8 protein-coding genes are annotated in these 12,286 nt (G+C 65.9%); 3 read left to right on the plus strand and 5 right to left on the minus strand.

The genetic code is table 11. From position 1 onward, the window contains the following. Nucleotides 1–178 precede the first annotated feature (178 nt). Entirely contained in the window at nucleotides 179–835 is a 657-nt protein-coding gene (locus FXN61_RS40310; RefSeq protein ID WP_312878371.1) for an integrase core domain-containing protein, read from the plus strand. Between the two features lie 60 nt (nucleotides 836–895). On the opposite strand, the gene FXN61_RS40315 is transcribed toward FXN61_RS40310, so the two are convergent. From FXN61_RS40315 to FXN61_RS40335, 5 genes are all read right to left on the minus strand, one after another. Next, nucleotides 896–1,870, minus strand: a complete 975-nt coding sequence (locus tag FXN61_RS40315; protein WP_167979145.1) for a hypothetical protein — start codon at nucleotides 1,868–1,870, stop codon at nucleotides 896–898. Between the two features lie 224 nt (nucleotides 1,871–2,094). Continuing rightward, nucleotides 2,095–3,339 carry a Wadjet anti-phage system protein JetD domain-containing protein gene (locus FXN61_RS40320; protein WP_167979146.1) on the minus strand — a complete coding sequence of 415 codons (1,245 nt, stop codon included), beginning with the start codon at nucleotides 3,337–3,339 and terminating at the stop codon, nucleotides 2,095–2,097. After that, complete coding sequence (locus tag FXN61_RS40325; RefSeq protein ID WP_167979147.1) at nucleotides 3,326–6,688, minus strand: ATP-binding protein; 3,363 nt, start codon at nucleotides 6,686–6,688, stop codon at nucleotides 3,326–3,328. Before FXN61_RS40325 ends, FXN61_RS40320 begins: the two co-directional genes overlap by 14 nt. After that, the gene (locus FXN61_RS40330; RefSeq protein ID WP_167979148.1) at nucleotides 6,685–7,434 is read right to left on the minus strand and encodes a DUF4194 domain-containing protein; all 750 of its coding nucleotides are present in this window, start codon (nucleotides 7,432–7,434) and stop codon (nucleotides 6,685–6,687) included. The genes FXN61_RS40325 and FXN61_RS40330 overlap by 4 nt, the downstream gene beginning before the upstream one ends. Further along, nucleotides 7,427–8,962, minus strand: coding sequence for a DUF3375 family protein (locus FXN61_RS40335; RefSeq protein ID WP_167979149.1), 1,536 nt, complete (start codon nucleotides 8,960–8,962; stop codon nucleotides 7,427–7,429). The genes FXN61_RS40330 and FXN61_RS40335 overlap by 8 nt, the downstream gene beginning before the upstream one ends. 1,460 nt (nucleotides 8,963–10,422) lie before the next feature. Here FXN61_RS40335 and FXN61_RS40340 point away from each other — a divergent pair. Further along, nucleotides 10,423–11,034, plus strand: a complete 612-nt coding sequence (locus tag FXN61_RS40340; RefSeq protein ID WP_167979150.1) for a hypothetical protein — start codon at nucleotides 10,423–10,425, stop codon at nucleotides 11,032–11,034. Nucleotides 11,035–11,931: 897 nt separating this feature from the next. Beyond that, nucleotides 11,932–12,286 (plus strand): protein kinase domain-containing protein (locus FXN61_RS40345; RefSeq protein WP_167979151.1); only part of this gene is annotated, 355 nt, incomplete at its 3' end.

The raw sequence follows: 12,286 nt of genomic DNA on the forward strand, positions 1-12,286 counted from the left end.
GACTTGATGAAGCGCCGCTATGCCCGTGCGAGCGTGAACCGAAGACCTGGACGTCCGCGCACTGTCGCCTCGATCCGCCGCCTCGTCCTGCGCCTGGCAGCCGAGAACCCGTCGTGGGGTATCCGACCGCATCCACGGCGAACTCACGCTCCTGGGTATCGCGATCGCCGCCTCCACGGTGTGGGAGATCCTCAAGACCGCCGGCGTCGATCCGGCTCCCCGCCGGACGACCGTTACCTGGGCCGACTTCCTGCGTTCGCAGGCTGAGGCGATCCTGGCGATGGACTTCATCGAGACTGTCACGCTGACCGGTCAGCGCCAGTACATTCTCGCCGCCATCCACCATGCGAGTCGGCGCGTATGGATAGTCGGCACCACCGCGCACCCCACCGATGCCTGGGTCACCCAGGCCATCCGCAACCTGCTCATGGACCTCGAGGACACCGGATACCTCGCGCGGATCAGATTCCTCATCCGTGATCGCGACACCAAATACCCCGCGTTGATCGACAAGGTTCTCGGCTCCGCGGCGATAGCTGTAGTGCTGACCGGTGTCCGGATGTCCCGCATGAACTCGATCATCGAACGCTGGGTCAAGACACTCCGCGCCGAACTGCTGGACCGGACGCTGATCTGGTATCAGACCCACCTACGCCGCGCGCTGCGCGAGTACGAGCGGCACTACAACGAGCACCGAACCCACCGAGCACTCGCCGCCGCGGCACCCCTGCGAGCCTGGCCCCAGCCACTCGAACCCGGCCAGATCGAACGCCTCACCATAGACAGACAGGACCGTCTCGGCGGAGTCATCCACGAGTATGACCATGCCGCTTAACCTGCACGGATGGGGTTTTCGGCACGCACAGCGTTGGGTGCCGACATCAACGGACGGGCATCAATCTTCGGCGGATGCGACAGCGAGCCAGCCGTGACGCCTCAGGGTAGGGGCGCGGCTGCGGCAATGCGTGGAGCAGTACCGACGAGCCTGGCCGCGGCTGAGTGGCGCCTCATCGAGCTCGTGGCCGCATGCAGAACAGCAGCCGGCGCCGATGCGGGTGGCCAGTTCGGCCAGGAGGCGGTCGACGTCCGCGCGCTGCTCGGGGGCGGGCACGATGTCCGCCGGGCAACCGGGATATGCGAGCAGTGCGGCAAACGAGGCGCGGAACTCGCCGAGATCTCGGCGGCGGGCGCCAAGAAGACGCAGGTATTCCTCGATGGGCCAGCTAATCAGGGCGCCAGCGCGAGTGAGGAATAGTCCGACCGCGTCGATCTCGTAGCGGTCGCTGAAGTCCATCAGCGCGTAACCAAGCAACTGCTGCATGGTGGCCTGCGAGAAGTTGTCGACGCGGCGGGTGCTTTTGAAGTCCAGCAGTAGGCCGTCCACGATGAGGTCGGCGTCCGCTGTGACGCGCCTGCTGCCGTCGAAGGTCGGGCCGGGGTGGCAGCGTTCTGGGGTCGAGGCGGCGCGCAGCGTGGCGAGATGGCTGTCCTGGGTGAGGTCGAGTTGCGCCAGGACGTCGTCGACGAGGTGGCGGTGCGGGATCGCCAGCATCATCGAAAGTGTGAACGTGGTGGGGTCTGCGCTGACGGCTTGGAACAGCGGGGTGTCGGCGAAGGCAAACGGCACGCGGTACAGCAGGGCGTACCAGGCGGCGACGAGCAGCATGCGCGCCAGACGTTCCTCGTCCTCATCGACGCGCACGATCGGCAGCCCGCGGTTGTCCAGGTCGAGGTTCGCGACGAGCTCGGTGATCGCGGTCATCAGATCGCGGCCGAGGGTGGCGAGCACCGTGTACGGATCCGTGCGGCGGCCGCCAAGACCGGGCGCGAGAGCTCGTTCCTGGCAGGACAGCACACCCAAGGCGGTCACCGGGTCGACCGGGGCGGCGGTGGTGAACGCCAGGCGCAGCCGCTGGTCGACGGCTGTTCCGACGGTGCCGGCCTCGAATCCGACTCCGTCGCCGGGCAGGACAGGACGCGGCACGAGCAGCTGGGCACGGTAGTTCGCACGCAACAGCCGCGTTCCTGCCGACAGCTCGCGGTCGAGAAACCGCCGCAGAGGCGTCTGTGGTGACGCCAATCCCGAGGTGAGACTCACTTGCGGAAGGTATCCAGCACCCCCGACAAAACCGGTGCACTCTCCAGCGTTGTCACGCGCTCCAACAGGAAGTTCCTGAGCATCGGATACACGTCCTCCCACGGCAGCCGTTCTTGCTCCAGCAGCAGGCCCGTCCCGTGCTTAGCGGAGTACGCGGTGAGGTGCTCGTACAGCTCACGTTCGGCCGTGGTGAGGTGTGGTGGCGTGGCGGTGCGCTGAGGAGGTGCACCTTCCACAGCCAGCCTTCGAAAGTGATGGAGCGTATCGATGTCGGTGAAGACCGTGTGCGCAGGGATGCCCATGCCGCGCAGGTCGCTGACGAACTGCAGGCCAGGCAAGTCGATGTCGCCCCAGTAGATCACTCGTTCCGCCTGCCTGACCCAAGTGATGCGCGCGTACTGGTCGACGTGGGCGCCGTGGCCGTGAAGCACGACGGTGCGTTCGTAGTCGTCGGTGATCGCGAACGCGGTCTCCTTGTTCTCTAGGATCAGAACCTGGGTCGGGTGCTGGGGCCAGCGGTTGAGGTCCTCGACGGTCGCCGCGAAATGGCGCATGCCCGCGAACTGAGCCCTGAGCGCCGGGTCGAGCACGGTGACCTGCACGAGTTCGGGAACGACACACAGGCCCAGTCGGTCGTGAAGTGCCCGCTTCCTGGACAGCGGCACTTCATCGGTGGACTCGTCGACACTCTCGTCGCCTAGGAGCGCGAGCACGAGGGTGGCGTGCGCGGCGAGCCACTTCGTGTGGACGCCCTCGATGGGCAGCTGTCGCAGGAACAGCCCTGAGGTGGGATTGATGGTCAGCCAATTGGCCGCGTGCACGAGCCGCGCGTAGTCGGCATCGTCCAGCTGGGTGATGCGGCGAACGAGGCGGTGGAACTTCGCTCTGGGGAAGGAGTTCTCCAGCTCGGTCAGTCGTCTGCCGCAGCGCAGCCAGGTTGCCTGGTCGTCGGGGTGAGCTCGCGCCACGTCGCCGGGACGGGACAGCACGAGCGTCTTGGGCATGGGGTGGGTTCCGGTGGGGAATCTCAGGTTGGCGCGTTCCACGTGGCCGGGGCCGGTGTATGTCGCCCAGTCCGCCGCCCATTCGTGACACCGCACCGGGTGCGCGGTCCGTTCGGATGGAGCTGGCGGGCGCAGCGAGATCCGCATCGGCCAGGTGCCCCCGCCTCGTGCCCAGTCGGCGTAGGAGTCGCTGAACCGGCCTCGTAGCGACGCGATGATCTCGTCAGGCCGTCGCACGGATTTCGCCGTCCTCGTCGGCGAACCGGCGTGCGGCCAGCTCGCCGAAGGTGGCTGTCTTGCCAGTGGAGCGCGCGCCGTCGGCGGTCACGCGCTTGTCGACGAGGATTGCCTGACCGATGTAGGGCTCGACGATTCCCGCCATGCGGATCGGTGCGGCGATCATCAGCTGGAAGCCGAACTCGTCGAACGCCGACAGCGCCTGGGCGGAGAAGTTCTCGTCGGACTTGCTGAAAGCCTCGTCGAGCATCAACGTGCCGAAGCGTGGCCTGCCGTCGGTGTCGGGATCGGCGAGGTTGTAGCTCAAGGCGGCGGCGAGGCAGAACGCCACCAGCTTCTCCTGCTCACCACCGGAGTTCGTGGCGGTGTTGCGGTAGGTGTAGACGGTGATGCCGCCTTCGTCGAGTTCCCTGCCGTAGAACGTGTAGCTGTTGCGGACGTCGAGGACATTGCGCCGCCATCGTTCGGCCGCGGTGTCCTGGTCGGTGAACTGCTTCATGAGTGCCTTGACGCGGTGGAACTGGGCTACCTGCTGCTCCGGGTCGTTCTTCAGCACGGCGGCCTTGCGCATGAGCTCGTCGACTGCGTCGCGGAAGGCCTTGACGTCGGCGGACGGGTTGGCGGCGTAGGCGATCTGCAGGTGCGTACCGTCGTTGAACTCGACTCTGCGCAGGCCGGCGTTGACCCAGCCGACCCGCTCTTCGATCTGGCGGCCAGCTTCGTCGATGGTGTACTGCAGCATCGCGATCGACGGCACCATGTCGTTGCTGATCATGTGCTGGAGCTTGCCCATCGCTTCGGGAAGTCGACGGGTGACGATCTCGGTGTGCAGGGCGGCGAACGAAGCACCGCTGAGGTTCACGTCGCCGCTGTCGTCGGGCGCGTAATCCCGCCAATGCTCCAAGAACAAGGTGATAGCGCTGCGAATTCGCTCCGCTGCCAAGGCTTGGCGTGACGTGGCCTTGGTAACGCGGTTGTCCAACTCTCGGTCCATCGATCGGCGGATCGCGCTGATGTTGGAGGTGGTCGCCGTGGTCTGGATGGCTGTGTACACCTCGTCGAGGTAGAGGCGCTCGTCCTCGTCAACCGTGTGCGGCTTCGCCTCTTCGGCGTGCCGCAGGTCTCCGAGTTTGATCTGCTCATCTGCCTCGTCATCGATGCGCTGCTTCGTCTTCTGCCAGTCGCCGATGGCCTTCTCGAACTCTTCCTGGGCCTTATTGCGCTGCGTTTCGAGACGTTGCAGATCCACGTCGTTCGCACGGATCTGCGCGATCTGTTCGCCGAGGTCGTTCGCCGCTCGTGTGGGCGCCCAGTAGTCGACGCCCGACCAGGTGGTGAAGTCCATCAGTTCGGTGGCCGCATCGATCCGCTTGTTCGCGACTTCAAGGCGTTCTCCGAACCCGTCGGCGCTCTCAGAGGCCGAGCGCACCTCGTCCGCCAATGCCGCGACCTCCCGCTCCAGCGCCTGCCGTTTGGCCGCGGTGTTCGCGCCGAGGATGTAGCTCGAGGGGTTGGTCAGCTCTGGGCGGTCGTCCTTGCGGTAGTGGTTACCCGGCATCTTGACCGTGCCGTTCAGTGTCACCGCGAAGCGGTGACCGTCGAGCTCCGCCGCGGTCTCGACACAGACGTGGTCGAACTGGCGGGCAAGCTGAGCCGCGAGCCAGCGTCCGTGCGGGTGTTGCTGGTCGACCGTCAGCTTTCCGGCCAGCCGGTTGCGTGCTGGTTGTGGCATATGCGCTGACACTGCGGTGACTTCGGTGTACTCGACCAGGCCACGCATGTTGTGGGAGTCCACGAAGCGGCGGACGCGGTCGATGTGCTCGGTGGCGACCAGCAGGCGCATACCGTAGTTGCGCAGGACCTTCTCCGCTACTGGACGCCAGCACTCTTCGCCTTCGGCGATGTCGATCAGCTCGGCGGCGTAGGGCAGTGCGTTGATCGGGACACCGGTTCCGCGCACGATGGTCTCCCGGCGTGCGATCGCGTGTCCGGGAATGAGCGTGGGGGCGGAGCGGAGACGGCGCAGTTCGGCGTCTCGGTCCGTGTGCTCCTGCTGCGCCTGCACCTTCCGGGAGATTTCCCGGTGCGCTTGCGGTTCGAGTTCGGCCTTCTTCTCTCTGGCTGACTCAAGCAGCACGGGCAGTCGCACCAGCAGGGCGCGGAACGCCGCATCGTCTTGCGGTACAGGCTCTCCGAGCCTGCCGACGTAGCCGCCGTATCGGTCGAAGCCTTCCCTCGCGGCTTTCGCAGCTGCCTCAAACTGCTGCCGCTGTACTTCGAGCAGCTGCAGCCCTGAGTTCTGCTGCTGGAGTTGTCCTGTCAGCCTGATGAGCAACTCTTGTGCATCGTCTTTCAGCTTGGTTTGATCTAGCAGCTGTGCTTCGAGCAGGTCTGCTGATTCCCTGAGTGTGTTGAGCTCGGTGGTGAGCACGGCGAGGTGAAGACCGCGCACGTATCGTTCCAGCGGAGTGCCGCGCAGGCCCTCCGCAGTGCTGTGGTCCTGTTTGGACTTCTGATGGTCGTTCCAGTTTGGGGGAACGTCGCGCAGCACCTCTTCCTGCCTGGAAGCGCGTTTCGCGGTGATGTAGGCCTCGTTCAGCGGAGTGAAGGTCTGCAGCATCCTTGCCGCGGCGGCGAACGACTCCGGCTTGTCTAGCATGTTCTCGCGAATGAACAGGTTCAGGTCGCCGACGTTCTTCATCGCCTTCGCCTTGCCCAGCAGGGACAGCGCGGTGCCGGTGCGGTCAAGACCGATTCGGCGGCCGAGCTCCTTGAGGTAGGCATCCTGGCTGCTGGGGAAACGCACGTCGGGGTGCATTCGCTTGAACCACCTCGTGTCGAACTCCCGCTCGGCCCACTCGTTGAGTGCTTGCAGGTCAAACGTGCCGTCGTGCAGCTGATGCATGGTGTTCATGGCAGAGCCGTCGTTCTCCGCGCCGGTGAACCACTTCACCACCACCGCGGTGGTGGACGAACCCAGACCGTCCTCGTAGGTGACGCCGACTGCGGACCACGTGGGCTTGCCGCCTCGCAGGTAGCGCACCTTGGACTGCTCGTGCTCGTCGTTGGTTTCCGACCACGCGCCTCGCACGTAGGCAGCGGCACTGCGGGAGTTCTGCTTTGCACCGCGTGCGGTGAGGTCGGCCGATGCGTTGAACCGCTGATCGTGGTTCGGGAGCAGGGCGAGGGAATGAGCATCCATAAGCGATGACTTGCCTGAGCCAGACGGGCCGGTCAGCAGAATGCCGCGCTCATCGATCGGGAAGTCCTTGTAGCCGCAGAAGGTTCCCCAGTTGACGACCTGAAGCCTGGCGAGGCGGAACTGGCCAGTGTGGACGGTCCGAGTCATTCGGCCTGCTCCTCCTCGTCGGCGGGGGCACTCGAGAGACGGGTACCCGCGGCGATGGCCTGGTAGCGGTTGTCCAGCGCGGTGACCTGATCGGCGGTGAGAATCGCGGTCACGACCCCGTAAACGGTGAACCTGTCGGTACCTCCGCGGACCGGCTTGATGATCGACAGCTCTTCCAGCGACCTGATCGCCGTGTTGATCTTCTTCCGGAACTCGACCTCATCGGTGTCGTTCGCCGGCTTGTAGGCGAACATGTGCTCGACCATGTCGGCTCGATCGACGATCGGGTCGTCAGGAGAAAGGATGTACTGGGTGTAGAGGTACAGCAGGAGCGTGCTGGCGGCCAGGCTGAGCGTCTTGGAGCGCAGGATCACCCGGCTGTGCGGGGACGGATCTTCCGCCTGTCTGGTGAAGGCGTACCGGTGATCGCGGTTGAGTTCCAGGAGCAGTCCCAGCTCCGCCAGCCGAGAGCGCAGCACCGCCTCGTACTGCTCCACGATCGGCCAGTGCTTGGACTTCTCTGTGACGTGCGGAGCTGCTACCAGTTCCTGCAACGCCCAGCACACCTGATGCGGCAGCTCACTGGTGTCCCCTTCGAACCGTGCTGTGCGTTGCCCGTGGTCGACGTGGCTACCACCGGGTGTCTCGTCGTCATCGGCGAAGATGCTGCTCGGATCCAAGGACGCCTCGTCCGGTTCGGCGAGGTCGTCGGCGAACACACTGGTGAAGCTCCTGGGCTCAGTCATGGAACAGCTCTTCCTGCGTGGAACGGCCGCGGTGCAACGTCAGGCGTCGAGGCGCCGGTGCGATGGGGGCGGGAAGCTGTTCGGCGAACACCGCGTACGGCAAGTCGATCTCGCGCCAGCCCCGATCGGTGCACGCCCGCACCACCGACCTGGTGCCCTCGTCGACGTCGCCGTACCGGGTGGCGAGCGACCACAACCCGATCACGTCCCCGGCGCGGGGACTGGGCAGCTGTGCCAGCACTTCGGGCAGGGTGGCGTAGCCGGAGTGCTGCTCCATCGTCAGGTGGACCGCGTCCCGCAACGCCGCCCAGTCGATGGCTTCCCTCCCGCCGAGCGACGCGAGATCGATGTCGAACTCGTCCGTGGTGTCCATCACTGCGTCCGGAGCAGTGCCCATGCCCTGATCGAGCCGCAGACGACCCACCGAACGCGTCTCGACTCCACTCATGGGCACGACGAAACCGATGTCGCGACCGCCATGCGTGTGCTCGAACGCCACCGCCGCGGATGCCTGAGCCTCGCTGACCCGCGTTCGCATGCTGCGGTAATGCGTGATGTCACCGCCGCGCACGAAGTTGCTCATCCTGCGGAACGCAGCACCGCGCACATCCTCGACCTCCTGGACCCGCTGCCACACGGCGGAGATGAACCCCTTCAGAGAGGACCGGTGATGCTCAGGCAGGTCTTCGACACGCCGGAGGATCTCTGCGATGTCGGACTCCAGCCGAGTCCGCTGAGACGGCGTCGCGATCGCCGTGGCAAAGGCCCGAAAGGCCTGCCCCTCGGGTGACTCGGCGATGATGTCGTGGCCGTCGAACATGCGCTGCAACGACTCCGCGAACTCGACGTCGTCCGCGAGGCTTTGACGCAGCAGCATGGCCGTGTTGGCGTGCATTCGTTCGCCGTAGACAGCGACATCTCCAGGGATGCGGTCGGTGAGCTGCGCGAGCGCGGCCACGCGGTCGATCAACGCGCCGTTGTCCACCTCAGGCGTCTCGCCCCTGTCGATGGCATCGCGCTGAGCAACCAACTCCGCGATACGGTCGTCGATCATCCGTCGGCGGATCAACGGATCCGGGTTGGCGTCGGCGGCGATCTGGCTGAGATGTGCCATCACCATCGCGAGCGCTGACTCGGTGGCGATCGACGTCTGCTGCCGCAGGGTGCGCAGTTGCCGCACCGCTGTCGCAGCCCCGGACGTCAGCTGGTAGCGCTCGATCCGAGGGTCACGTGGGTCGGCGGAACGTTGCACCCAGCCCCGTTTGCGCCAGCGCATCAGGAGCCCATCAGCGGTGACGGTCGACTCGTCGGTGTCCTCAGGTGAGTAGCTGCGCAACAGCGCCGGCAAGTCAGCATCGATCGAAGCGCTGAGGCTTTGGCCGTCTACGATCTGGCCATCACCAAGATGGGCCGCCATCAGCGCGAGGTACAGCATCGCGTCCCTCGAACGCAGCAGCGACATCGTGACATCGGTGGTCGCACTGCTGCGGAACTCGTGCAACAGCTGCTCTGCAGTCTGCTCAGCCAAAGAACCCGAACCCCCGATCACAGCGTGATGGATGGCCTCACCGCATTGCAGCACGAAGCACCGACAAAACCAGGTCGGTCCTCCCCGCAGCTGATGGTTCTATCGGGCTGTTCCTGGACTTGTTACGTAGCGTGACACCACCGACTCGCGGTCTTGCGTAGATGATTCGGCGATCAGCGCCAATGACTGCGGACTGAGGACGGGGCGTTGCTCGTCGCCTTACTGGAGCGTCTGGCTCGCGCGAGGTTGAGTCGGTTCCGCCATAGATCGACAGGACAGTCTCGGGAGTCATCTACGAGTACCGCCATGCGTCCTGACCTGCATGGATGCAGTTTTCGGCACGCACAGCTCTCCGCGCGATTGTGACTAGGTCGGACGATCCGGCGACGCCGGTGGGCAAGACCCTCGGCCTTCAGCTCGCGCATCCCGGGATCATCGTCACCGGGCTGCGACAGGAGAACTCGCGTTGGTGTAACCCGGTGACTCGCCAGAACAACGAGTGCGGAGCCTGAGGTCACCGGCTGCGTACCAGCCACACGCGGTCGTGAACAGCCTGACCTGGTCGGCCGGCAAAGGCAGGCGCGTGCGGCCGTCCTGACCATAGCGTGTGCCTGGGACTGTGAGAGGTCAGGTCCCGCCCGATCGGCGAGCTTCGCGAATGACGGCAGCTCGCTGTCGACCGTCGCCATGGCCGGCTCGTAGACCTTGACTGGTTCGGAACTCTTGGGCAACGCGACGAGACCGCCCGGCACCACGCGCGTGGTCTCTCGACGAGTCGGGTGCGCGTATCTGATCGCCGCCTACGTGCAGGGTGACGTGCAGTGGCCTGACTCGTCGAATCCCTATGAGCCCGAACTGCGGCCTTCGCGAAGGGCTGGCGGCGAGAGAGGCACGGCCGGCACCCGCGAGCACCCGCTCACCGACCCCGTCCGGCACCTTGCCGCACGCGCCCAGCCCTGTGCATGCCGAGAAGTACGTCCGTGCAGGTTAGCGGCATCAGCAGGGGGTCGATCATCATCAAGCATGATCGCGGCCGTGCTGGTCCGCTTCGCCTACCTCGCCGTCTCCCAAGCTTCACTGCGCTATGGCTGTTGCGCATGAGCGATCGTGAGAAGGATGTCGAAATTCTCGCGCTACGCCATCAGCTCGAGGTCTTGCGCAGACAGCTCGGCGATCAGCGCCCGCGACTGCGGCCTGAGGACAGGGCGTTGCTTGCTGCTTTTCTCGAGCCCTTAACCCGCGCGGCGTTGCGCCGATTCCGGCTGCTGGTCAGCCCGGACACGATGTTGAGGTGGCATCGAGACTTGATGAAGGACCGCGCCGCACGCCGGCGGCCGACGAGTTCGACGACCTCCCGATCGACGACGAAGACCTGTACGAGTAAGGGGAAGTAGTCCACTAACGGGTGACCGGACGCGGCGTAGGCGTGCGGCAGAGGACCGCGTGCCTACGCTTTCCGCATGCGTCCCTGGGACCACATCCGCGTCGGCTTCGACGCCAACTACGAGACCATCTGCAACCAGTTCGGCGGCGGCTGGCAACTGATCGACCAGTGGCGAGAGCTGGGCACCCAGCTCTCCGGCCGCCACGGGTGGCACTTCGACCTCCACGGCACCGAGCCGACATGGAACTTCGGCCTGTTCGGCGAGGGTCTGCTCGTGCTGCACGTGACCGAGCAGGGCCAGTTCTACTGCCACGACCACACCACTGACTCCGACCACGTCGCCAACGATCTCGCCCAGGTCGAAGCCTGGATCGGCAGCCGGACCGTCAGCGCCGACCGCCCCAGCGCGGTCGCACTGGACCTGGCCCAGTCACTCGACTGGAAGACGTTGACCACCAACGAATTCAGGCTTCTGGTCAGCTGGTCAAACGGCACGTTCACGGGTAGCTGGCCGACTTACGCCGATGCCGTGACCGCGCCGACGCTGCAGGAAGTGATCGATGGCGCGGCCGCCCAGGTGTGCGTGTTGTACGGCGCGCCCCCGGAGCTCGCGGCCGAGCTGACGATCCGCGTCGAGCTGGACCCGTCCGCGGTCACCCAGCTCCGGCAGCCCAACACCGGATCCTGACGGGAGAGCGGCGATGGCGAAATCACGGGGCAAGAGGGGCCACACCGGCACATCGATGGGCGGGTCGATCGTGCGGATCCCGCGCAGGCCCCCTTGCAGCGCAACAACAAGTCATGCCCGGTGTGCTATTCAGTAGCCGGTCAGCCGTGCCGTCGGGTGGAGTCTGAGCCCGGGGCGGCAAGGCTGAAGCTGGGCAGGCCGATCGCGACGATGCACAGCGCCCGCTCAGGCAAGCCCAAGTTGGAGACTGGCCAGCAGCCCCAGCAGCCCCAGCAACGCCGGACTCCCGCTCGCAGGCATGCACAGGAACCAGTACCGATCGAGCGCCTGTACCCCGACCGCGCAGGGTTCGCGCCGAAGAACCAGCGCGACGGCGGCCCGCTGGCGAAGGGGTGGAGTCGGAACAACTCCGACGCTCTTCCACGTGCCACGAAGCCCTGACGAAACCTCGCTTCGCGGCGCGACAGCTACCGGTCGCGCTCCTCGCAGACCCTGGCGGGACTGTCGACGCATGCCGGTACGGCATACTCGGGCGTTGCGCTCATGCACCTCTCCTGCGTGTCGTGACGGTGCGCACAGCATGCCCGATTCGTGATCGTTCGGGTGCACGGACCGGCCGACACGTGTGGATCTCGTGACAGCGGCTACCCGTGACCTTCGCTCGGACCTCGGATCACGCAGGCTTCGCCACGATCTCAGCCTTCCTCGTGGTCCGATGCACGGCTGAAACGACGTGGTCGCTGCGTCGTTCGCGGCTCACCACCGGCCGACGCCGACGCTCCCACCACCGTGACGACAAAGGTCGCGTCACGGTGCGAGTGCGGCTCTAGATCTAGAACCCAGCTCGCGCGAAGTCGAAGGTGGCCGATGGTCGGCTCAGCCAAGTAGCGTCGGCATGTGCCAGAAGAGGGTGAGGTCATCGCCGGGCGGTACCGGCTGGTGTCGTCGATCGGGCAAGGATCCATGGGGGTGGTCTGGCAGGCGCGCGACGAGCAGCTCGACCGCGTGATCGCGGTCAAGCTGCTCAACACGGACCGGCGGTCCCCGGACGCGGTGGCGCAGATGCTGCGCGAGGGCCGGGTCGCCGGTCGGCTGCGGCACCCGCACGCGATCAGCGTGTACGAGGTCGTCGAGCACGACGGCAAGCCCTGTCTGGTGCTGGAGTACCTGCCCTCCCGCAGCCTCGCGGCGCTGATCGCCGAACGGGGCGCGCTACCGCCGGGCGTGGTCGCGGCCGTGGGCAGGCAGGTCG

Source organism: Lentzea indica, from assembly GCF_012184385.1.
Lineage (GTDB): Bacteria > Actinomycetota > Actinomycetes > Mycobacteriales > Pseudonocardiaceae > Lentzea > Lentzea indica.

What these genes read in the sequence shown, in the direction of transcription:
- FXN61_RS40340 (WP_167979150.1), top strand. Translation starts at nt 10,423, where the DNA reads ATGCGTCCCTGGGACCACATCCGCGTCGGCTTCGACGCCAACTACGAG.
- FXN61_RS40330 (WP_167979148.1), bottom strand. Translation starts at nt 7,434, where the DNA reads ATGACTGAGCCCAGGAGCTTCACCAGTGTGTTCGCCGACGACCTCGCC.
- FXN61_RS40325 (WP_167979147.1), bottom strand. Translation starts at nt 6,688, where the DNA reads ATGACTCGGACCGTCCACACTGGCCAGTTCCGCCTCGCCAGGCTTCAG.